The sequence below is a fragment of the Loigolactobacillus binensis genome (genome assembly GCF_005405165.1).
Classification (GTDB): Bacteria; Bacillota; Bacilli; order Lactobacillales; family Lactobacillaceae; genus Loigolactobacillus; species Loigolactobacillus binensis.
This window is the reverse complement of sequence record NZ_BJDN01000037.1, coordinates 1-21,182: the sequence shown is the minus strand read 5'-3', so window position 1 is coordinate 21,182 and position 21,182 is coordinate 1. Positions and strand designations below refer to the sequence as shown.

At 43.1% G+C, this 21,182-nt stretch carries 22 protein-coding genes and 1 pseudogene; 15 read left to right on the top strand and 8 right to left on the bottom strand.

Annotated elements, in window-relative coordinates:
- The first annotated feature begins 105 nt into the window (after positions 1-105).
- The 3 genes and pseudogenes from FFM78_RS12620 (at position 106) to FFM78_RS14205 (ending at position 2,390) form a co-directional block, all read left to right on the top strand.
- Positions 106-1,197 (top strand): [Fe-Fe] hydrogenase large subunit C-terminal domain-containing protein, encoded by a 1,092-nt coding sequence (locus FFM78_RS12620; RefSeq protein WP_137638754.1) that lies wholly within the window; start codon positions 106-108, stop codon positions 1,195-1,197.
- Between the two features lie 150 nt (positions 1,198-1,347).
- Positions 1,348-1,854, top strand: a complete 507-nt coding sequence (locus FFM78_RS12615; RefSeq protein WP_137638753.1) for a VanZ family protein — start codon at positions 1,348-1,350, stop codon at positions 1,852-1,854.
- A gap of 113 nt (positions 1,855-1,967) precedes the next feature.
- Positions 1,968-2,390 (top strand): annotated as a pseudogene (locus FFM78_RS14205) (hypothetical protein).
- 30 nt (positions 2,391-2,420) lie between these two features.
- Here the strand turns inward: FFM78_RS14205 and FFM78_RS12605 are convergent.
- Positions 2,421-3,752 carry a replication-associated recombination protein A gene (locus FFM78_RS12605; RefSeq protein ID WP_137638752.1) on the bottom strand — a complete coding sequence of 444 codons (1,332 nt, stop codon included), beginning with the start codon at positions 3,750-3,752 and terminating at the stop codon, positions 2,421-2,423.
- A gap of 228 nt (positions 3,753-3,980) precedes the next feature.
- Between FFM78_RS12605 and FFM78_RS12600 the strand changes: the two genes are divergently transcribed.
- On the top strand, positions 3,981-4,715 hold the full coding sequence (locus tag FFM78_RS12600) for a uracil-DNA glycosylase (protein WP_137638751.1): 735 nt from the start codon (positions 3,981-3,983) through the stop codon (positions 4,713-4,715).
- Positions 4,716-4,755: 40 nt separating this feature from the next.
- Here the strand turns inward: FFM78_RS12600 and FFM78_RS12595 are convergent, their stop codons facing one another.
- Complete coding sequence (locus FFM78_RS12595; RefSeq protein WP_137638750.1) at positions 4,756-5,757, bottom strand: DNA/RNA non-specific endonuclease; 1,002 nt, start codon at positions 5,755-5,757, stop codon at positions 4,756-4,758.
- Between the two features lie 194 nt (positions 5,758-5,951).
- Between FFM78_RS12595 and FFM78_RS12590 the strand changes: the two genes are divergently transcribed.
- Positions 5,952-6,674: a matrixin family metalloprotease gene (locus tag FFM78_RS12590; RefSeq protein WP_223877085.1), complete on the top strand. Its 723-nt coding sequence runs from the start codon at positions 5,952-5,954 to the stop codon at positions 6,672-6,674.
- 153 nt (positions 6,675-6,827) lie between these two features.
- Here the strand turns inward: FFM78_RS12590 and FFM78_RS12585 are convergent, their stop codons facing one another.
- Positions 6,828-7,385 carry a LysE family transporter gene (locus FFM78_RS12585; RefSeq protein WP_137638748.1) on the bottom strand — a complete coding sequence of 186 codons (558 nt, stop codon included), beginning with the start codon at positions 7,383-7,385 and terminating at the stop codon, positions 6,828-6,830.
- A gap of 98 nt (positions 7,386-7,483) precedes the next feature.
- Here FFM78_RS12585 and FFM78_RS12580 point away from each other — a divergent pair, with 98 nt between their 5' ends.
- Together FFM78_RS12580 and FFM78_RS12575 are read left to right on the top strand one after the other, a co-directional pair.
- The gene (locus FFM78_RS12580; protein WP_137638747.1) at positions 7,484-7,900 is read left to right on the top strand and encodes a MarR family winged helix-turn-helix transcriptional regulator; all 417 of its coding nucleotides are present in this window, start codon (positions 7,484-7,486) and stop codon (positions 7,898-7,900) included.
- A gap of 13 nt (positions 7,901-7,913) precedes the next feature.
- A complete protein-coding gene (locus FFM78_RS12575; RefSeq protein ID WP_137638746.1) occupies positions 7,914-8,864 on the top strand; it encodes a zinc-binding dehydrogenase in 951 nt (316 codons plus the stop codon).
- Between the two features lie 109 nt (positions 8,865-8,973).
- Here FFM78_RS12575 and FFM78_RS12570 read toward each other — a convergent pair whose 3' ends face one another.
- The 3 genes from FFM78_RS12570 to FFM78_RS12560 all read right to left on the bottom strand — a co-directional run bounded on the left by FFM78_RS12570 (position 8,974) and on the right by FFM78_RS12560 (position 11,457).
- Positions 8,974-9,843 carry a DegV family protein gene (locus FFM78_RS12570; protein ID WP_137638745.1) on the bottom strand — a complete coding sequence of 290 codons (870 nt, stop codon included), beginning with the start codon at positions 9,841-9,843 and terminating at the stop codon, positions 8,974-8,976.
- A 441-nt stretch (positions 9,844-10,284) separates the two neighbouring features.
- Positions 10,285-10,701 (bottom strand): Rcat domain-containing protein, encoded by a 417-nt coding sequence (locus tag FFM78_RS12565; RefSeq protein WP_137638744.1) that lies wholly within the window; start codon positions 10,699-10,701, stop codon positions 10,285-10,287.
- A 174-nt stretch (positions 10,702-10,875) separates the two neighbouring features.
- Positions 10,876-11,457 (bottom strand): LOG family protein, encoded by a 582-nt coding sequence (locus FFM78_RS12560; protein WP_137638743.1) that lies wholly within the window; start codon positions 11,455-11,457, stop codon positions 10,876-10,878.
- Between the two features lie 724 nt (positions 11,458-12,181).
- Here FFM78_RS12560 and FFM78_RS12555 point away from each other — a divergent pair.
- The 4 genes from FFM78_RS12555 to FFM78_RS12540 all read left to right on the top strand — a co-directional run bounded on the left by FFM78_RS12555 (position 12,182) and on the right by FFM78_RS12540 (position 15,679).
- Positions 12,182-12,559 carry a MerR family transcriptional regulator gene (locus tag FFM78_RS12555; protein ID WP_137638742.1) on the top strand — a complete coding sequence of 126 codons (378 nt, stop codon included), beginning with the start codon at positions 12,182-12,184 and terminating at the stop codon, positions 12,557-12,559.
- A gap of 75 nt (positions 12,560-12,634) precedes the next feature.
- Entirely contained in the window at positions 12,635-13,747 is a 1,113-nt protein-coding gene (locus tag FFM78_RS12550) for an NADH-dependent flavin oxidoreductase (protein WP_223877084.1), read from the top strand.
- Between the two features lie 16 nt (positions 13,748-13,763).
- Entirely contained in the window at positions 13,764-14,399 is a 636-nt protein-coding gene (locus FFM78_RS12545; RefSeq protein WP_137638740.1) for an NAD(P)H-binding protein, read from the top strand.
- A gap of 452 nt (positions 14,400-14,851) precedes the next feature.
- Entirely contained in the window at positions 14,852-15,679 is an 828-nt protein-coding gene (locus FFM78_RS12540) for an N-acyl homoserine lactonase family protein (RefSeq protein WP_137638739.1), read from the top strand.
- Here FFM78_RS12540 and FFM78_RS12535 read toward each other — a convergent pair.
- The gene (locus tag FFM78_RS12535; protein WP_171001899.1) at positions 15,663-16,223 is read right to left on the bottom strand and encodes a TetR/AcrR family transcriptional regulator; all 561 of its coding nucleotides are present in this window, start codon (positions 16,221-16,223) and stop codon (positions 15,663-15,665) included. The two genes, FFM78_RS12540 and FFM78_RS12535, sit on opposite strands and share 17 nt — an antisense overlap.
- A 272-nt stretch (positions 16,224-16,495) precedes the next feature.
- On the opposite strand from FFM78_RS12535, the gene FFM78_RS12530 reads away from it, so the two are divergent.
- From FFM78_RS12530 to murI, 4 genes are all read left to right on the top strand, one after another.
- Positions 16,496-17,503 carry an aldo/keto reductase gene (locus FFM78_RS12530; protein ID WP_137638737.1) on the top strand — a complete coding sequence of 336 codons (1,008 nt, stop codon included), beginning with the start codon at positions 16,496-16,498 and terminating at the stop codon, positions 17,501-17,503.
- A 40-nt stretch (positions 17,504-17,543) separates the two neighbouring features.
- Complete coding sequence (locus tag FFM78_RS12525) at positions 17,544-17,897, top strand: MmcQ/YjbR family DNA-binding protein (protein WP_137638736.1); 354 nt, start codon at positions 17,544-17,546, stop codon at positions 17,895-17,897.
- A 318-nt stretch (positions 17,898-18,215) separates the two neighbouring features.
- The gene (gene nudC, locus FFM78_RS12520) at positions 18,216-19,052 is read left to right on the top strand and encodes an NAD(+) diphosphatase (RefSeq protein ID WP_137638735.1); all 837 of its coding nucleotides are present in this window, start codon (positions 18,216-18,218) and stop codon (positions 19,050-19,052) included.
- A 160-nt stretch (positions 19,053-19,212) separates the two neighbouring features.
- A complete protein-coding gene (gene murI / locus FFM78_RS12515) occupies positions 19,213-19,992 on the top strand; it encodes a glutamate racemase (RefSeq protein ID WP_137638734.1) in 780 nt (259 codons plus the stop codon).
- A 124-nt stretch (positions 19,993-20,116) separates the two neighbouring features.
- Here the strand turns inward: murI and FFM78_RS12510 are convergent, their stop codons facing one another.
- Entirely contained in the window at positions 20,117-21,034 is a 918-nt protein-coding gene (locus FFM78_RS12510; protein WP_137638733.1) for a lipocalin-like domain-containing protein, read from the bottom strand.
- Between the last annotated feature and the right edge of the window lie 148 nt (positions 21,035-21,182).

Here is a 21,182-nt window from a genome sequence, read left to right as displayed (position 1 = left end):
ATATAGTTTCACCACTATTTAAAGTTTAGAACAAAACTAAAATAGTGAATCAACTATCCCGTCGGATAATCGATTCACTATAAAGCTTAGAATGTTTTAATGGCAATGGCACCTTCAGTTCGAACTTCATTTGGTGAACTGATGGGTGAAGGTTTTGGTGTTGATACGATGAATAAGATTTATGCTGGATGTCGTAAAGCTGGCTTTGATCGTATCTATGACATTAACTTTGGGGCTGATTTAACGATCATGGAGGAAGCCACTGAATTGATCGAGCGGGTACAAAATGGGGGCGTTTTACCAATGTTTACCTCATGTTGCCCAGGCTGGGTCCGTTTGTTGCACAATTATCATCCTGAAGAATTAGCTCATTTTTCATCGGCGAAAAGCCCGCAACAAATGTTTGGTGCGGCCAGTAAGTCGTATTATCCAGAGACCGCCGGCATCGATCCTAAAAATGTGTTTACAGTGACGATCATGCCTTGTATCGCGAAGAAATTTGAAGCGGATATTCCTAGTATGGAGGTTGATGGTCAGCGGGATATCGATGCGGTGATCACCGTCCGTGAATTAGCCAAACTGTTTAGAAAGCGTAAGGTTAGATGGCGCAAGTTGGAACCAGAAGAACCTGATCAGCCACTATCAGAATTTACGGGTGATGGAACCGGTTTTGGTTTTTCTGGCGGGGTCATGCAGGCTGCACTGCGGACCGCAAAACACTTCGTTGATAATGAAGACCTTGGCTTAGTTGACTTTCAACCAAGTGACATCCCAGGCGTAAAGGAATATACAGCAGAGCTTGGCGGTGTGCCGGTTCGTTGCGGCGTGGTTGACGGTGCGACCCATGCGTTTGATTTATTTGAAAGTGGTGAATTAGAAGATTTTCAATTTATTGAAGTTATGGCGTGTCCTGGCGGCTGTATCAATGGTGGTGGGCAACCACATGTCAACGCTAAAACACGTTTAACCACCGACCACGTTGCCTTGCGTAGAGGGGTCTTGAAGGAAGAAATGAAGGCATCAGGTTTTTCTAAGTGTTATGAAAATAAGAGTATTCAAGAATACTACAAGACTTATTTAGGAAAACCTGGTAGCGCTAAGGCCCACAAGTATTTGCATTACGACTTTCAGGAAAATTTTGACAATAACCAAGGTTGGCTTAACGCAGATGCTAAGGCGTTCCAAGCAACGCATTAGTTTTTTAGGGGTAGTCAGCAAAAAGCAGCCATTTACGGCTGCTTTTTTGTTGATTTAAGAAAAAGTTAACTTTGTTTGAGGAAACTGATGCTTAACTTAAGCCTAGTTTAGGGTCGTTTAGCTAGAATAGTTCGCATAGGGGATGATCTTATGTTAACTAAAACTAAAAATAAACGTTTACTACAAAGCTTATTCGCCATTTATTTGCTTGCATTATTTTGGATCGTGCTATTAAAATTACATTTATCGTTGATTCAGCTAGGTAGTCAGCGCAGCATTAATTTAATTCCATTTGCGGCTTCAGCGTTAGTTAACGGCCATATTGATTGGTTGGAGCCGTTATTAAATATTCTGGTATTTATTCCGTTAGGGGCCTATATCGCGATTTTCTTTAAAAAAGGACGATTGCGATTGATTATTGCAATCAGTCTATTTTGCGAAGTAGTGCAATTTATTTTAGGTATCGGTGCCAGTGATATTACTGATGTGATCGATAATTCGCTTGGTGGGATTATCGGATTGTTATTGTACCGCGGGTTGGAAAGCTGGCTGCAGCGGCAGAACAAACCGCAAAAAATGATCAATCAAATTGCAGTGCTTGGTACAGTATTGTGCACCACGCTTTTAGTATTAGTTAAAGTCAAAGTGCTGTTTTAGCCTATAATAAAAAGGTTACTTTAACCTACTAAAAGTACAACTAAAACCGGCACTTTTACACGCAAAACTGGTATGATAATTAAGACAAATAAATCATATTTGGAGGTTTGAAAATGGCTTTAACAGCTTTAGCACAAGTTCTCGGTGGGGCCAATAAAGTGGCTTATGCAACCAGCATCGACAACGTACCTAATTTACGAATCGTTAATTTTGTCTGGGATGCGACCACCCCAGCGATTTTATATTTTGCTTCAGTCCGTGATTCTCAGGGCGTGTAAGAATTTCTTGCCAGTAAACAGGTTGCTTTTTCAACGATTCCCGAAAAGGGTAATGCTCATGTCGCCAGTAATCAGGCTGTCGGTAAGGCTTCGCAACGAACTTTGGCGCAAATGAAGGCGCAATTCTTGGCTGAAGTGCCAGATTTTGCCCATGTTTTAGACTTGATTGGGCCTAAACTGGACCTTTATGAAATTCAGATCAGTAGTGCCGAAGTTGATCAGGGCTTAGGTAACGGCGTGGTTCAGGTCGAATTTTAAAGTAGATGGAAAAAGCTAGCCATTTTTGGGCTAGCTTTTTTGATCGTGGTTTCGGTGCCACTGCTGTAAATAGGCCAAACGCTGTTTAAACCGTTTTTCATTGCCTTGTTCAGTAGGTACATAGTATTGGTGGCCTTCTAGATCTGGCGGCATTGTTTTCATAGTGGTCAATTTTTCCTGATTGTTATGGGCGTATTGATAATCAGCACCATAGCCGAGATCTTTCATTAAGCCAGTTACTGCATTACGAATTTGCAATGGGACGGGCTCATTACCGGTTTTTTTGACATCGGGTTTAACGGCTTCAGTCGCAGTATAAACAGCGTTTGATTTTGGTGCTAACGCTAAATAAATAACGGCTTCGGTTAAATGAACGTTACACTCCGGCATACCTAGGAATTGACAGGCTTGAAAAACAGTGACTGCCAATGATAGGGCGCGTGTATCGGCTAAGCCAATATCTTCGCTTGCAAAACGAACTAACCGCCGCGCAATATACAGGGGATCCTCGCCGCCAGTCAGCATACGCGTTAACCAATAAATGGCCGCATCAACGTCACTGTTGCGCATTGATTTATGCAGGGCGGAAATAATATTATAGTGTTCCTCACCATGTTTGTCGTAACGCAATGATTTTGTATTGATCAATTGGCTTAAGGCCGCAGCATTGATGGTGACTTTTTTGTCATGGTGCTCAGCATTTAGTACCGCCATTTCTAGTGTGTTTAGGGCCACGCGGGCATCACCGTTGGCAAATTCCGCTAGTAACTGTAAGGCTTCGTCATTAATAGAAACCGTTAAGTCAGGAAAGGCATGGGGATTTTTAAGCGCTTTGTGTAGCAGTTCAACAATGTCACTGACTTGTAATTCTTTCAGGACAAATACTTTGCAGCGGGAAAGTAGCGCTGAATTGATCTCAAACGAAGGATTTTCAGTAGTTGCCCCGATCAAGATAATACTGCCGCGTTCAACAAAGGGTAAAAAGGCGTCTTGCTGAGCCTTGTTAAAACGGTGGATTTCGTCAACAAAAACGATGGTGCGCTCCCCGATTTCTCGGTTCATTTCTGCCGCTTCCATAATTTTACGAATATCTTTAATGCCACTAGTTACCGCACTAAAGGTAACAAAATGAGATTTTGTTTGGTTAGCGATGATTCGGGCTAAGGTTGTTTTGCCAACACCAGGTGGGCCCCAGAAAATCAATGATGAAAGCTGGTCATGGTCAATCAAGTCGCGTAAAATTTTGCCAGGACCTAATAAATGCTGTTGACCAGAAAATTCAGTTAGGCTTTGTGGCCGTACACGATTGGCCAGCGGACTATTTTGCTGACTGCCAGCCGCAAATAGTGATTCTTGTTCCATTTATTTCACTTCAATCTACTGTTTTGCATTTAGTTTAACACGTTGATTCAAAAATAGAAAAATCCAGTGGTAGCGATTATACACAGATGCAGTCGGCTAAATTTTAGCAACCTTGAAAGCGTAAACGCTTCTAAATTCAGGTTAAATAAAAATTTAATTATGGTTATTATCTCGGAACGGTTAAACTGAGATAGGAATCAAACTAACATTGAAAGAGGACGTGAAGTGATGACTGACGAAATTTTTCCCAATGGTTGGGATCAACCATTAAAACAAATTGCCACCGCACATCAGTGGCAAGATCTAATTGCGCTTAAACAGGCTGCCGATCAATATTACTGCGATTATGGTGACTTATTGACACCTAGTCGTACTAATTTATACCGTGCGTTGGAATTGACCGCATTTACGGAGGTTAAAGTCGTTTTATTAGGTCAAGATCCTTATCCAAGCGGGGATAAGGCAACCGGACTAGCCTTTTCAGTTGGTCAAACTACACATTGGCGGCGCGATTCGTTGGCAGCTATTGCTGATCTATTGGCTAGCGATGGTTACGGTGAGTTGACCAGTGGCGATCTCAGCCCGTGGGCCCAACAAGGCGTGCTACTGTTGAATTTACGGTTGACGCACCGCAATACTGCTGCTGGACACACAAAAACAGTAGATCGTACACTGAATTGGCCATTATTAACGCGCCTAATGATTCGGGCCTTGAATGAGCGGACTGCACCAGTTGCTTTCATTTTGTGGGGTAAGGATGCTATTACAATGGAAAAATATATTCATGCATCGCAGCATTTGTTGGTTCGTGCGAGCCATCCCAGTCAAATGTCGCGGCGACGTACCTTATTTAAAGGTAAAGTTAGTGCCTTTGATCGTTCGCAATCGTTTCAGCAGGTCAACGCCTGGCTACAACATATGGATCAACCATTAATTGACTGGACAGGTTCTATGGCCAAATAAAAACACTACCCGGCAAAAATGCTTAGGTAGTGATTAATGCTTAGCGTAATGATTTGCGATAGCCTGCAGCTTGCGCTTCAGCCTCAGTGGTGAAATAAACGGCGTTGGTGGCGTTCATATTATAACCGGCTTGGTCCGGAGTGTGGTAGATTTTACTATTAACATTCCCAACAATTTTGCCTTGAGTGCCAGTATTGATTTGGCCAGTGTTCGTACTGGTATCAGTCGTATTATTGCTGGTACCAGTGGTGGCTGATGGTGTTGAACTAGTTGTGCTGGCAGCCGTTGCGGCAGCACTGACCTGACTAGTGCCATCGGTATAATTAATAGTGACACCGGACTCAACATTAAAAATATAAACATTGAATTTCAAGCCACTGGCGTTAACGGCCTCAGCCTGCATGTGCACACCACGAGCGACTAATTCGTCATCTTTAAAAACTGGCGTTACTTGATAACGTACATAAACAGTCGGGTTATTTTTGATATAGTAGGCGATATCATCTTCGTAACGTAACATTTCCGGGCTGTTCAGTGAGCGGGTACCAGTGATCAAGTTTTTCGGATTATTATTCTGGCCCGTTAGTTGATAACCGATCAAGTGTGAACGATTGTATAAATAGCCACTTTTAATTTTTTTATTACGCCAACCGGTGGGATCAACTGTCAATGGTTGACGTTTTGCTGTTGGCTGCGAACTCTTATTTAATAACGCATTGGCCACTACCGGCCGGTTTAGGTCATCTAAATTAGCGTATTTTTGCCAAGTGCCTTTACGCGTATTTAAATTAGCTTTGGTAAATGTTGGTTGATCATTATTGACTTCAACGGTTTGAGTGCCTTGGTAAGTCAATTTGAGTAGTTGCTGATTTTGCTTTTTTAACTGACTTTTGGTGCCGACTTGTTTTTTAGTGATCTGTGCCGCTTGAACTGTGGTGACCTGTTCAGTTAAGGGTGTCTGCTCGGTACCTAACCCAACTAAGGTCAAGGTAACTAGTGCAATAACTGCCTGTACCAGAAAATGCTGACTATGTTTTTTCATAATATCCTCCTGTATATTTACCCGTCCCTAACGAATATAATTAGTTTAAGTTTAGCATGTTCAACTTAAAAAAGCTGTAACTAAAAAACGGCGTATTAGTCATTAAAAAAAGCTTAATTCAATGATTTTTACTTTATTTTATGCCAATATATGGTAGCATAGGTTACTCAGCAAATATAGATGGGGGAATGAGCTTGAAATTAAGAACAGGAGTGCTGTGGATTGTGCTCCTCCTTGCAGGTCTCTTTGTTTTTACTAGAAGTGAATTTAAAGCAATACCAAATAAATTAGCGACTGAGTTTTCACAATTCAAAACAGAATTAGCAGCGGATAACTCAACTAGCACAACTAGTGGGGTCAGTTCAACTCAGTCAGCGACAACAACTAGCGTGAGTAGTTCTAGTGCGGCCGCTAATACTGTAACTACTGAACAAACGCCGATCGAACCCAATGTTCAAAACAAAACTCTTGCGCACACGTATTATTATCATTTTGCGGCCAACATGCCGGCAGCGGCTAAACAAGCATTTGTTGCGGCTATCGCAACGTATAATCAAACTGGTATCGTCAAATTAGTTGCTGGTGCTGGTACCGCTGAGCAAAACCAAATTACTTTTTTTGTTTATCATAAAACTATGACGGCTGCACAACGTGGTACAGTTGAATTGGGTCATGGCGGGCCAAATATCATTCAACGTATTGGCTGGGGTGCGTATACAGCTAATCACGCACGTGCTGGTTTAAACGCCACCTACACTGCGGCATTTAATAAGTCCGTTGCGGTCCATGAATTAGGGCACGCCTTAGGGTTGGATCATAGCACGGACAGTGAATCAGTGATGTATCCCGTAGAACAAGGCAAAACAGTGTTGACGGCCGCTGATCTAGCCGGTTTAAAAAGTATTTATTCAAATTAACTGCAAGCGGCAAATAATAACAGACCCATTGGAAAGTGGGGCAATTACAGTTAAAACAATAATTGCAATATTTGCTGTTTTTGATCAACTTAAAAAGTTTGCCCAACACTAAATTGTGCTTGGCAAACTTTTTTAATTGGCGCCTGCAAGTTTTCACCAAAGATCGTAGGCACTAAATATTAGTAGTAATGCGATCACCCCGTTTAATAGCCGAAAGTGATTCTGATAAAAACGCTGGATCAGTTGTCCCGCTAATGTCCAAGTTAAGGTACCAAGAATACCTAACCCGACCATTAAACTTAGGCGTGCAGGTAAACTGCCGGCCAAACCGGCGATGGTAAAGGTGCTCAGGCCAGTGATAAAGTACAGGTAGCATTTAACGTTGGTGGCTTGTAATAGCATGCCGGTCATGAAGGGATGAGTACCAACTGCGGTGTTATCACCTGGTTGGGAACGAAAAACGTGATAGGCCAAGTACAGCAAATAGAGGGTGCCGATTATCTTGATCAACGTAACGATTGAGTTAGAGCGCTGAAAAAACGCCGCAAAAGCAGCTACGATCAAACCCAGTAATAATAGGCCAAAAAGAATACCAAAATTAAAAGTTAACCCGCGGCGAAAGCCCTTTTGTTGCCCAGTTGCCATGGCCATGATCGTATTAGGCCCTGGGGTAAACGACATAACAGTAACAAAAGTTAAAAATCCCAACATAAATGTCACGCTCCCTAAATAAATAATTGTAAATGCAATTAAAATGTTAAATGCATTCTAGCATGCTATAATTGTATTTGCAATAAAGGAGGCCGAAAATGTTTGAAATTATTCGTCGTATTGGTGCAATCACCCGTTTGATGCAAATTGATTCCAATCAACATTTTAAAGCGCTGGGATTAAATAATAACTTATTTATTTATATTATTCGGGTGGTGGAACAGCCTGGCATGTTCTTAGCTGAGCTGGCCGATAGCGTTCAAATTGATCGTACCACCAGTTTTCGTACTGTTAAAAAATTAGTCGCAGCCGGCTATTTAACTTTACAAAATGATGAATTAAATTTGAAAATCAAACGTATCTATCCGACCGAAAAAGCTCAGTTACTCTATCCACAACTACACGCTTATGAAATGGCGAAATCTCAAGATTTATTGGTTAATTTAACTACAGCGGAACAAGCACAATTAAAACGTTTACTCCGTAAATTACAAGTTAATGGTCAAAAAGTTTAGGGGGAAGGTAAGTATGAAAGCAATTGTTGTCCGTCGTCCTGGTGGTCCCGAAGTTTTAGAATATACTGAAGTGCCAACGCCCCAGGTCAAACCTGGTTGGTCACTGATCAAGGTCAAAGGTTTTGGCATTAATCATTCGGAAATTTTTACACGGGAAGGGAAATCACCTAGTGTTAAGTTTCCCCGAATCCTCGGTATTGAGGCCGTAGGAGTTGTCGCTAAATCCACTACGGATCAGTTAGCGGTTGGCCAAAAAGTTATTTCGATTATGGGGGAAATGGGCCGTGCCTTTGATGGTGGTTATGCGGAATACGTTTTATTGCCGAATGCGCAGATTTATCCAGTCAGTACTAGCTTAAGCTGGGCTGAATTAGCAGCCTTTCCTGAGACCTTTTATACCGCATATGGCGCGCTACTAGGTTTACAGTTACGGCCGACTGATCAGTTGTTGATCCGCGGTGGTACTGCAGGTGTCGGTGTGGCTGCGGCTAAATTGGCTCAGGCCATGGCACCAGGAATTACCATCAGTGGCAGTACACGTTCCCTAGCTAAAACGGCACAAATGCAAGCTGTCGGTTATAACCAGGTGATCCTAGATCAAAATAATCAATTGCAAACTACCGCTAAATTTGATAAGATTCTTGATCTTATCGGCCCGTTGACTGTCGAGAACTCGCTTAAGTTATTGCAACCCGGTGGCATTGTCAGCGTAACGGGTGAGTTAGGTGGTGTTTGGTCGCTGGCGGCGTTTGATCCGATCTTCGCGATTCCCAATGATCGGTATTTGACGTCGTTTTCGTCTGACGAGGTTGACAGTCAACGAATTGGTGCTTTACTAGCCTTAATTGAAAATAAGCATATTGATGTTAGACCAGTGAAACAATTTTCGTTGAACCAAACGCGCCAAGCGCATGAATATCTGGCTAGTCACGCCAGTTTTGGCAAAGTGGTTGTATTGCCCTGAATAAAAGAGGATCAGAAATTTGATCCTGCTGAATTTTCTGATCGACGCATAACCCATTTTTCTAATTTAATTGTAACTAAAAACCCAGCAGTTCATCTGCTGGGTTTTGCTAATTGCGCTCGGTATTACCTAACGAGAAAACAGCGACACAGCCCAGGCCGGTATGACTGCCGATGGTTGGTCCGATATGTTCGATTGCGACTTGTGCTTGTGGAACTTGCTGCAAAATTTGCTCTTGAACAATATTAGCGGCATCTTCTGCTTGGGTAGTGGCAATCAGAATGCGTGGAGTTACGGGCTCGGCTAGCGTAGCAATGGTATTTGCGGCTAAGGCCTCCAGTGATTTACGCCGGGAGCGTGCTTTCTTAACCACGCGTAAATGGCCTGCGGTATCGACATCCATCACCGGCTTGATATGCAGGAGTGAACCGACCGTTGCTGAAGTACGGGAAACACGCCCACCGTGGTAAAGGTAGTTCAAGTCATCAACGGTAAACCATTGCCGATAACGAAGCCGATTTGTGGTCAGCCAAGCAGCTAGATCGGTGATCGACATACCTGCATCGCGTTTATCAATGGCGTCAAGGACCATCAATCCTTGGCCACAGCTGGCTGCCAATGAATCGACTAAATAAATCTGGGCAGTGGGGTAGTCATTAAGTAACATGGCTTTAGCCTGAACAGCACTATTAAAGGTACCACTCAAGCCTGAAGAAAAACCTAAATACAAAATTGGCGTTTTGGCCACAACATAAGGTTTAAAAAATTCAACGAATTGACCAATATTGATCTGTGCCGTTGTGGGCATTACCCCGTTAGCAATTTGTTGATAAAAGTGATCAAGATCAAACTGCTGTTCTAAATCATCTTGGTATTCCTGACCAGCAATATCAACGTGCATCGACACAAAGTCAACATGGTTAGCGGCAAGCGTCTGATAAGGTAGGTCAAGTGCAGAATCGGTTAATAACTGATACATGGCGTGCTCCTTCGTTTGTAGTTATCATTTCATTTTACGCTCATTTTACACAAAGGCAATGGTTAAGACGCTAAATGAATGGCGTGAACAAATAGCTTAAAATAAAATAGTGAAGTTTATACGCTTTATCATAGGTACTTTTATGGTTTAGTGCAAGGATCTCAGCTTCATTGACACTAACGTGCTGGTGGATCAGAATGATTTGTTGTAAAACTTAAATAAAATACTTATTAGGTAGTAAAAAGCCTCAACAAAACACCGAGTGTGTGACATAAGACGTTTGGTTTTTGAGCATTAGTCTGGATTATTTGGCAATCGTAGCTATGCGGGAAAAAGCTGCCTTATGGCACCACGTTTTTGACTATATTGTTTGAAAGTACAAAAATGGAGTTGCGATATAAACTACTTATATCACAACTCCTGTTTTTAAGGTGATAAAAATCAAGTTCGAGCGCGAAAGTGTTGCCGACATTTAGGACAGGTAATCTGAATGTTACCTTTATTTTTAGGAATACGAATACGTTGGTGACAATTTTTACAGGTAAAAAAGCGGTATTGCTTACGTTGCTGCCACTCACGGTAGCGCCGCTTTACCGGTTTTGTTAGCCAGGCCGTTTGTTGCTGAAATTGCGTATTTTCGTGTGCCCGCTGATAGATTTTTCGTGAAAAAATCCGCCAATAAGCACCGACTAATACGATCAAGCCCAGTAAATTAAGCCAAACGGCATGAACGAAAAAGGTTAAAAAAATTAAGATCAGACCTAGGCCAATTAAAAACTTGTTTAAGCTATCCATGATCCCATAACGACCGCGCATGAATTGTGCAAATTTAAAAAGCCATTTTGGTGGTTGTTTCAATAATATCCGCCTCACTTTTGGTTAATAGGACTACTGTGCCAAATTAACTGGTAAAAGTCATCGGGCGAAAGCCGGATAAGTTAGTCGCTTCTAATAATTACGCCGTTTTCATCGGGCGTAAAATGCGTACTATAGGTAATTAATTCTGAGGGTGCGCTTGATGCGATAATCCCTTTACATTGCTTTTGAATCTGAATAAGTTCTAATTTTTGGGGGTACATAGTCAGCCATAAAGGCGAAGATCGTGGTCAAAGAATCAGAGAACAGCAATTTTTTTCGGTCGGCCGTAGTCAAAAACTCTTTGGTCGTCATTTCGTCAAACATATTTTTTAACGGATCATAATAACCCTTAACATTATAAAAAACACATGGATTAGGATTATTACCTAAGCGTGCCCAAGAAAAGGCCTCAATAATTTCTTCTAAGGTTCCTGGCCCGCCAGGCAAGGCCAGACAGCCATCCGCTAACGTTAACATGGTTTGTTTGCGCACAGACATATTGGCCACTATTTTTAAATCAGTTAACTTATTAAAAGCCGCGCCACGGTCAACTAATTCTTGAGGCATAACGCCATGGACCTTACCACCAGCCGCTAAAACTTGATTAGCTAATAGCCCCATTAAACCAACACCACCGCCACCATAAACTAATTCAAGCTTATGCGCAGCCAAATAATTTCCCAACTCGATCGTAGCCTGTTGATAGGCAGGATCATTTCCGGCAGCGGCACCGCAATAAACAGCAATTTTCTTCATGAGCAAACCTTCTTATTTTAATGATCGTTAAACACTATTTTACTATAGCATTCGCGACTAATAAGTTGAAGCTTAAAAAAGCAGCAGTGCTGGCAAATTAAATCAATAGTTGAAAAAGTTAACTGCGGTCTTTTGGTGATCTTGTGCGGTGCTGATTTGTTTGCGGCCTAGGCTACAGATAAATTGGCTACAATAAGGATGAATAAATAGCGTGTTCTTCGTGCTGACTTTGGGCTGTTCAGAAAGGACCTGGTAATAATGGCCTTGGGATTTACAGCGGCTTTAAATAGTAACGCAAAAATTGGGCTCGCGGTCGGCGCCGGCGCATAACTCGCTAAAGTGCTAGGCCAGGATTTAAAGATTTAGGTAGCCGTTCTTTCATATAAGTAAGGAGGACTTCAATGACTGATTTAGGCATTCCCTACATGGTCGAACAATTAGGTGGTTCTTGGGGAAAATGAGTGACTGCTGTAATTTCTAAGTTTAACCACGACATTCATTTGAGTGCCGTGGTTTTTCTGTGAAGGCGGTATTTACTGTGAATGATCAGACAGTTGCGCTATGATTTCAATACGAATAGGATTGCTTTAATAATGAAATCTGTATTACCGCCGCAGCTGCAACCTAACTGTAAACAGTAGTGTTTTGCATTGAATTGCGGTATGCTGGCGCTAAAAGTACGGCTGACGATTTAGTCGGCCAGTATAAAATGGAGGCTTTCAACTTGGACATTAAAGCAGTCAGTGAAAAATTTGCGCTACCGGCACCGACGTTACGTTACTATGAAGAAACTGGCTTGATTCCGCCCGTTCAGCGCAACGCTAGTGGTTATCGCGATTATGACGCGATCGATCTGGAGTGGGTCAACTTCGCCAAGTGCATGCGCGCAACCGGCATTTCAATTGCGGTTTTAAAACAATATGCAGCCTTAGCGCAGCAGGGTGAACAAACGGAAGCGCAGCGCAAACAAATTTTAATGGCCCAACAACAGGTGTTGGAACAAAAAATGCAGCAGTTACAGGAGACCCATGATTTTCTCGATCAAAAAATCGCTACTTATGAACAACACGCTAAATTAATGGACCGCATCGTGAAAAATTAAAGCAAAATGCTTGCCTTCAAGTTGACTTGAAGGTTTATTCTTTTCCCTGTTAACTAAAAGAAAGTAGGCATGGAAATGAATAAACAAAAATTACCGCACCCTTTTTCCTTAAATGAACAGGTCACGTTACAAAATCATATTGTGATGGCACCGATGACGACTTGGTCCAGCCACGCTGATCAAACCGTATCCGCGGCCGAAGTGGCTTACTACGGTGCCCGCGCTAAAAGTGTTGGCATGGTGATCACCGGTTCCAGCCACGTGCAAGAAAACGGCGTCGGCTTTGCCAATGAGTTAGGTGTTTACGCCGATCGTTTTATTCCGGACTTGACTAAATTGGCGACCGCCATCAAAGCCGGTGGCGCTAAGGCGATTTTGCAGCTAAATCATGCCGGCGACAAAGCCTTACCGCAATTTATTTCCGATCATGATGTCGTCAGCGCTAGCCCTGTTGCCGCACCGCAAACACCGTTTGCCCCAGCCCAGACGCCGCGCGCGCCGACTGAGACGGAGATTTTGCAAGTGATCAGTGACTTTGGTACTGCGACTAAACGGGCGATCGAAGCTGGTTTTAACGGTGTGGAGCTTCACGGTGCTCACGGTTTTTTGATCCAAAACTTTTTATCACCGCATTACAACCAACGGACTGATCAGTGGGGCGGTCGTTTAGCCAATCGTTTACGTTTCGCTATGGCAGTAGTTGATGAAGTTAAAAAAGTCGCCGCCGCATACGCTGATCCAACTTTCATCATTGGCTACCGCATCACCCTAGAGGAACGGGAAGCAGACGGGCTTAACTTGACGGATACCACTGCTTTGATCGAGCATTTGATCGCCAAAAAAGTCAGTTACTTACACCTTTCGTTAGGTGATGCGTTGACTGATCATGAACATGACAGTGCCGACACCACGCCGTTCATTCAATGGATCGCTAAATTGGTGGATCACCGAGTACCTTTGATCGCTGCTGGTTCATTTAATTCGTTTGCGCGGATGAATGCTGGTTTAGCGGCTGGCTTGGATTTGGTTGCCGTTGGTCATGCGTTAGTGGCTAATCCGGATTTATTTGCCCATGAAGAATTGCCATTGACTTTAGCGGCCAGTAAGTTGGCGGCAATCCAATTACCGCAGACCATGTTTACCGCAATCAAGCAGATCGGTGCGTTTGCCTTTCAGATTACTGAATAAATAAGGAGGAATTTCAATGCGTCATGTTTTAATTTTAGGAGCTAATGGTGCTATTGCTCGCCTAGTCAGGAATAATTTAAAAGCACAAGCTGATATGCAATTGACTTTATTTTTACGTAATGCCCAGCGCATCACCGATGTTGATCCAGCAAAAGAAAAAATTGTTGAAGGTGACGTTTTAGACCAAGCGGCTCTAGATGCTGCAATGGCTGCTCAGGATATCGTTTACGCTAATCTTGGCGGTAAAGCCGATCAAGCAGCGGCCAATATCATTGCCAGCATGCAAAAAAATAAGGTAAGACGGCTAATTTTCATTACTTCGATCGGCATTTATGATGAAGTTCCCGGTAAATTTGGTGAATGGAATAATCGAATGATCGGCCAATCTTTAGCGCCTTATCGTAAAGCCGCCGCCTTGATCGAACAATCTGATTTAGATTACACGATCTTGCGGCCCGCTTGGTTAACGAACTATGATGAAGTTGCTTATGAAAAGACCCAGAAAGGCGAACCGTTTAAAGGAACGGAAATTTCCCGCCAAAGCGTAGCGGCTTATGTGACTGCGGTGATCAATGAGCCAACACTTGACGTCAGGGCTAGTGTTGGTTTGGATAAACCGGGAACTGATGGGGATAAGCCGAGTTTTTATTGATTAGTTATGACTAGCACGACATTCAGAAATGAGTGTCGTTTTTTATTTTGGCTAGTACGCGCTAACAGCCTGGCGATGGTGCAACAAGACTATCGGCGAAAAAAACAAGCGAGCTCATGGTCAACCGCTGGATTATCAATATCAGCCAACTATATTGCCGGCTGGCGTGAATAAAAAGCCGCCAAATTTTGGCGGCTTTTTTTATTTTAGAAAAATAAACGGCGTTAGTTTGCGAATATTAAATATAGCGGCTCAAAATGAGTAGCAGGATAGGGTGATCAGTGGTATTTTTAATCGCTGCAACTTTAAAATTATTGCCTTTATGGCACACTTTTGCTCAATGTGTTCGCTATGGAACAAATCGGGCCAAGCTGATTCTTCCTTTACTGCTTGTTGCCAGTTATGCTAGACCCATAACAACGATAAAATTCTTGAATGGGGCGGAAAATAAAATGAAAAATTCAATCAAAATTCATGTACTGCATACTGGTTTAGTCAGAGTAGATAAGGGACTACCATTTCACGGACTATACCGTAATCCAATCGCCTTTACTGGGCTATTGCGTGGCGAAAGAAATAAGATCACACTACCAGTATCCAGCTATTTGATCGAGCATCCTAAGGGCACACTTTTGATCGATACAGGCTGGAACAAAACGATCCGGCAAAGCAATTGGCGGGAATTAGGCTTGCAAGTTCAGATCAATACCGGTTATTTACCAGCAGGTTGGGCAGTGGATGAACGCTTAAGTAAATTGGGCTATCGACCGGAAGATATTGACTACGTTCTAATGAGTCATCTCCACTGCGACCATGCTAGTGGGATGCCACTGATCAAGCAGGCTAAGCACATTTTGGTATCCAGCAAAGAATGGCAGATCGCAAATAAGTTACCACTGGTCTATTTACCGCATGAATGGAAAGGGGTCAACGTTGAGATCTACGATTATACTCAATCTGAATTTGGACCTTTTCACCAGTCATTCGATGTCTTTGGCGATGGTAGCGTGTTGCAAGTTTATACGCCGGGGCATGCTTCTGGGATGTCTTCAACGTTAGTTCGTGGTGCAGACGGGAAATACGTATTGTTAGCGGCTGACGTTGGTTATGCCAATGATTCTTGGGAAAAGATGCTGACCCCAGGAATTTGTACCAATCGCAATTACGCGATTCAGTCACTAGGTTGGGTCAAGGAAATGGCTCACAATGAAAACTGTATTGAAGCTTTAGCCAATCATGATACCAAAACGGATCAACACAGCATTACTTTACCGTTTTAACTGCATATTTGTGCGTTAGGTAATGAAGCATGTCGTTCATCATATTGGCGATCTTAGGATCAACACCATGTTGTAACGTCCAAACGATCGCGGTTATCACGTTGGTGGCATATAATTGTTGGATATAGGCTTCTGGCAGTGCAAAATTCAGTGTGCGCAAATAGGCTGCTATATGGACACGCAACACGTTTTTAAAGCTTGTTTCCAGCGCTAAGTTGTCGACGGACACCGTCAATAAACATAAAAGCGAATTTTTATGTTGATCCAATTCTTGATATAAATTGGTTAGCAGATCGTCATTAGTGTTTTGGTGCATGCGTTTGGTGAGTAAGTCGTCAATGATTTGGGTGTATTTGTCGATCAGTTTGCCCAATAAGTCATATTTATCCTCATAATAGCGGTAGAAAGTTGAACGCCCAACCAAGGCAGTTGTACAAATATCTTTAATCGTGATCTTACTGAAGCCGTTTTGATTGATCAATTGGATAAAAGCGGCCTCGATATCACGTTTACTTTTAAGCGCGCGTAGATCATTACTGTTCATAAGTGACCTCCATATAATAGTAGTTACTAGACATTTTAACACGTGTTTTACAGAAGCTTTAAACGCACCAGCCAAAATTTTTGCCATTCAAAGCCACCAAATTTTGGCGGCTTTTTTAATTTTAGAAAAATTAACGGCGTTAGTTTGCGAATATTAATGATATAAGGCTTTAAATGTACGGGGATGCGACCGCATTTTGGCGTGCAGAATGGGATCATTAAGGTGTATGATTTAAATTAAACCAATTTTAAATTTAGATAGGGGCGTTTAAAATGGAATATGCTAATTTAGGCCACACTGACATTAAAGTTTCTAAGCTTTGTATTGGTGCGATGAGCTTTGGTAAACCGGGAACGATGCACGACTGGAGCTTGGACTACCCAGCTAGCGAGAAAATTATCCAGCACGCACTGGACCTAGGGATCAACTTTTTCGATACCGCCAATACCTATTCGGCCGGCACCAGCGAAGAATATTTAGGCCGCGCTTTAAAAAGTAATCAGATCGCACGTGATCAAGTCGTCCTGGCTTCGAAGGTTTATTTTAATCCAGGACACTTATCTAGTGCCGCGATTCACCGCGAAATTGAAGGTTCGTTGAAACGCTTGGGTACCGATTATTTAGATCTTTACATTATCCATCGTTTTGATTATGAAACACCGCTGGAAGAGACGATGGCGGCACTAAATGATTTGGTCAAAGCCGGTAAAGTGCGGGCGATCGGCGCTTCAGCCATGTACGGTTACCAATTTCAAAATCTGCAACAAGTGGCTAAGGACAACGGCTGGGCCCAATTTCAAACCATGGAGAACCACTATAATTTGTTGTACCGCGAGGACGAACGTGAATTGATCCCTATCTGCAAACAAATGGGCGTGTCGTTAATGCCTTACAGTCCGTTGGCCGCTGGACATTTAAGTCATCGCGAATGGCAAGTCGATACGTTACGCAGCCAGACGGATCGGGTGGCAATGGGCAAATATGATCGCGCCAAAAATAAAGATCTACCCATCGTGGCCCGAGTTGATGAGCTGGCCCAAAAATATGGCGTTTCCATGACCCAAATTGCCTTGGCTTGGCAGTGGGCTAAAGGCGTGACCGCGCCGATCATCGGTTCGACTAAAGCGAGCCATTTAGACGAAGCGGTGGCAGCACTGGCCGTTAAACTGACTCCAGCGGACGTTGATTATTTAGAAGAATTATACACACCACACGAAATCAGAGGCGCCATCGCACATAATCCAGCGGCGGGAACCGTACTGATCGATGAGAAAAAGTAAACTTTTAGCTGATTACTAACGATCAAAAGGAGACTTGACCATGGACCGCGAAGCCGTATTGCAATATGTTACTGCAAAATATAACACGCAGCCAGAATATCCATGGCGTAAGTACCCACACTACGCCGTTTTACGCCACCAACACAATCGGAAATGGTACGCCATTATCATGGACGTCAAAAAAGAAAATTTGGACCAAGTCGCGGGACAGGCGGAGGATATGATGGATCTCAAGCTAAACCCCGAAACGGTTGAGCTATTACAAACCGAATCTGGGTTTTTGCCAGCCTATCATATGAATAAAAGTAACTGGATTTCAGTTAGAATCAGCCAAGTGGCGCGTGATCAGATTTGTAAGTTGATCGACGCTAGTTATAAGCTGACGGAAAAATGATCTAGATTGTGGCCTATTTTCTGTTGCGTGGTCGTCTTAATGGATTACAAAGTGATAGAACAATTACCAATGCTACACCAAAATAAAGCAAACCAGCAGTGGCGGCGAAGTTAGAAACTTGGGCGGCTATTCAGGTAGCTGATTTGGCTTATTAAGCGTGGCAGTAAGATGAGTTTAAACCGGTGAGGCTGTCGGATCGGTTTACAGAACTAGACCTTGCTGATCCCTGTAAATAAAAACCACGTGACAACAGCCATTCGCGCGGCCTATAATAGTGGCTAATAGCGTCATTTCATTTAACGAGGAGCGCGAGCCTAAATGTTTCAAAACATCCAACCGCATATTTTAGATACCCAGTACACGCCACGAGCGGTACAAGCTGCCGATTACGCGATTATTATCCATGGTGGCAAATTATTGTTACTAGCGCAACGTATCCCAACCTTTGCTGAGTTAAGTGCCAACTATCAAGCTGATTTTACCCAGCCGGATTATTTATTATCGATCGAAGACCATAGCTTCTTCTTTTTCGATGTGCGTTTAACAGAAAAAGGCGACTTCAGCTATCAAAGTCTTAACGTGTTGCGGACGCTTGAGCCGCAATGGCTGGCGTTTGCTGCCGCGACCGCGACTCATTTGGCTATCTGGTACAAACAGAATCGTTTTTGTGGTCACTGCGGTCAGCGCCTGACTAAAGGCACCGAACAGCGCAGTTTGATTTGTCCATCTTGCGGCGCTGAGATCTTTCCACGGATCTCACCCGCAATTATTGTCGGGGTTAAAAAAGGGGAACAGTTACTGCTGACCAAATACGCAGCCGGTTACGACCGTTATGCGTTGATCGCTGGTTTTGTTGAGATTGGCGAAACTTTAGAGGATACCGTCCGCCGCGAAGTATTTGAGGAAACGGGCTTGCAAGTGGAACACATTCATTACTACAAGAGCCAACCGTGGGCTTTTTCGCAGTCGCTTTTGATGGGCTTTTTTGCCGATATCGCCAGTCCTGATACGTATACCACTGAAGAATACCATTCTGACGAGGCTGAATTATCCGTGGCCAAATGGTTTGACCGTGACGCGATTCCGATCGACGACACCACACTGAGTTTGACGTGGACAATGATCACTGATTTTCGTAATGGTAAAGTTAAGTAGGACATTTATGGCTGTATTATAGTAAGAAACGGTAGCAATCGATTTGAGAATGCTGCCGTTTTTGTGTTGGCGTCAATGTTGCCACTGATAATGCCAGTCAATGTTATAATAGCCAAGTAACAAATTTACAGTAAATGAACGAAAGTCAGGCGAAGTTAAAGTGAATGAGCAAGAAAAGGCGATCGGCGTATTTGATTCTGGGGTTGGCGGGATCAGTACGCTGCAAGTCTTAGCCAAAATGCTGCCGCAGGAGAATTTTATTTTTTATGGCGACTCAGCCAACGCACCGTATGGTGAAAAAAGTGGCGCTGAAGTACAGGTGCTGGCTAATGAGGTGGTCACGCAATTACAAGCGCAGGCCGTCAAAGCCGTGGTGATCGCCTGCAACACCGCAACTAGTGCGGCCAAAACGGAATTGATCGCCCAACACCCAACGCTGCCAATTCTCGGCATCGAGCCGGCGTTGAAAGCCGCTGTTGATGCTGGTAAACAGCATATTCTAGTCATGGCCACACCATTGACCTTAAGCTTGGCTAAATATAAAACACAATTGGCTAAATGGGGCCAGCAACAGGCTATTTATTCGCTGCCTTGTCCCGGCTTAGCCGATTTGATCGAAGGCGGCGCCGCAGCGTTACCGCAAATCAAAGTTGCTTTGAATCGCTTATTAGCGACCGTGCGGCAACAGCCCATTGATGCAGTGGTTTTAGGCTGCACCCATTATCCATTCATCACGGATTTGATTCGGGAACAATTAGGCCAGCCGGTGACTTTTTACACCGGTTATGAAGGCTTAGGCCGCAATTTACAGCACCAATTACAACAGCGCAATTTATTGCGCACCACCAACGCCCACCCAACCGTGCGTTTTATGAGTAGCCGCGACACACCAGCTGAATTAGCCTTATATCAGCAATTGTTTGCGCAGGGGCTAAAGTAAGTTAATTTTATATCGTACAAAAAGCAGTGATTCATTTGCGGATCACTGCTTTCTTCTTAGCTAAACTTCACCACAGACATCGCCGATAATCTCTAAGAAGCCGTAACGGTCGATTTTTTCACCGTTATAGGAACCGGTGATTTTCATAACCGGAGAGACCATTTTCGGGATGATAAAATTCCGGATCACCTGGGAGAATGGTCAAGTCAAGGCTGATGGTGGCTGTCGGAATTTCAACATGGACTGCACTGGGATAACTAGCGCCAGATTGTTTACTTTGCCAAATATCTTTGTAAGTGATATCCGTTTTATGGTTGGTCTGGGTGCCATTTTCGTTGTAGACCGTGGCAAAACCATAACGGCCATCAGCGGCAAATGAATCCCATAATGAAACAGCGGCTGTACGTTTTTCATTTAGTGGGAAGCCGATCCACAACCAAGCAAGCCGATCCATGCCTGAACCTTCTAAAAGTGCTGCCGAAGTATCAGCAAATCCCCATTGCCGATCAAACCAAGCAGTGGTGTTTTTGATCTGATGGACTTTACCGTTTAACGTAAATGTGCCGGAAACATCCATATTTGGGAAACTATATTGATGATTATCCATACCACCGAGGAATTTTAGTAATCCAGTGGTACCATTATACAAGGTCATATCACGCGGCCGCAGTGTTGCATCAACAGTAGCATCTTTGACCTGTAATTTCAGGTGCATTTCATTTTTTGTTCCAGTCAACGAACCAAGTGTTGAAGCGCAGGTCAGTTTATCAGTGGCAATATAATTTTGATTGTCAACTTGAGTAGCGATCGCCGTGTTATCGAAGTTAGCGTTAGCCGGATCAGCTAGCAAAACTTGTGCGGTTAAATGCTGACCAAATTGTGTTTGCTGATGCCAAACCACACCATAGCGGTTACCATCTTCACCTTCAAATTCAAAAGAAACAAAATAAGAATCGAAACTAGCACCTTTTTGTCCCGGTAAGTCCTTACCTTCATCAACATACATGGGTACGCCTTTATTTTTAAGTGCGGTTTTTTTCATAATAATTTACCTCCTAAAATTTGAGGATTATTTACTTTAATTCCTCATATACGCGTGGTGCTAGTTCGTCATAAAATCAAAAAAGCCTAAATTGTATACCAATATCGTCAATTCAATCTTTAATTGAAAACCAAATAGACTACGGGTG

Coding starts and splice junctions, on each gene's coding strand:
- FFM78_RS12545 (WP_137638740.1), top strand. CDS start 13,764: ATGCGTCATGTTTTAATTTTAGGAGCTAATGGTGCTATTGCTCGCCTA.
- FFM78_RS12530 (WP_137638737.1), top strand. CDS start 16,496: ATGGAATATGCTAATTTAGGCCACACTGACATTAAAGTTTCTAAGCTT.
- FFM78_RS12620 (WP_137638754.1), top strand. CDS start 106: ATGGCACCTTCAGTTCGAACTTCATTTGGTGAACTGATGGGTGAAGGT.
- FFM78_RS12605 (WP_137638752.1), bottom strand. CDS start 3,752: ATGGAACAAGAATCACTATTTGCGGCTGGCAGTCAGCAAAATAGTCCG.
- FFM78_RS12540 (WP_137638739.1), top strand. CDS start 14,852: ATGAAAAATTCAATCAAAATTCATGTACTGCATACTGGTTTAGTCAGA.
- FFM78_RS12575 (WP_137638746.1), top strand. CDS start 7,914: ATGAAAGCAATTGTTGTCCGTCGTCCTGGTGGTCCCGAAGTTTTAGAA.
- nudC (WP_137638735.1), top strand. CDS start 18,216: ATGTTTCAAAACATCCAACCGCATATTTTAGATACCCAGTACACGCCA.
- FFM78_RS12510 (WP_137638733.1), bottom strand. CDS start 21,034: ATGAAAAAAACCGCACTTAAAAATAAAGGCGTACCCATGTATGTTGAT.
- FFM78_RS12535 (WP_171001899.1), bottom strand. CDS start 16,223: ATGAACAGTAATGATCTACGCGCGCTTAAAAGTAAACGTGATATCGAG.
- FFM78_RS12570 (WP_137638745.1), bottom strand. CDS start 9,843: ATGTATCAGTTATTAACCGATTCTGCACTTGACCTACCTTATCAGACG.
- FFM78_RS12550 (WP_223877084.1), top strand. CDS start 12,635: ATGAATAAACAAAAATTACCGCACCCTTTTTCCTTAAATGAACAGGTC.
- FFM78_RS12600 (WP_137638751.1), top strand. CDS start 3,981: ATGACTGACGAAATTTTTCCCAATGGTTGGGATCAACCATTAAAACAA.
- FFM78_RS12560 (WP_137638743.1), bottom strand. CDS start 11,457: ATGAAGAAAATTGCTGTTTATTGCGGTGCCGCTGCCGGAAATGATCCT.
- FFM78_RS12580 (WP_137638747.1), top strand. CDS start 7,484: ATGTTTGAAATTATTCGTCGTATTGGTGCAATCACCCGTTTGATGCAA.
- FFM78_RS12595 (WP_137638750.1), bottom strand. CDS start 5,757: ATGAAAAAACATAGTCAGCATTTTCTGGTACAGGCAGTTATTGCACTA.
- FFM78_RS12585 (WP_137638748.1), bottom strand. CDS start 7,385: ATGTTGGGATTTTTAACTTTTGTTACTGTTATGTCGTTTACCCCAGGG.
- FFM78_RS12525 (WP_137638736.1), top strand. CDS start 17,544: ATGGACCGCGAAGCCGTATTGCAATATGTTACTGCAAAATATAACACG.
- FFM78_RS12615 (WP_137638753.1), top strand. CDS start 1,348: ATGTTAACTAAAACTAAAAATAAACGTTTACTACAAAGCTTATTCGCC.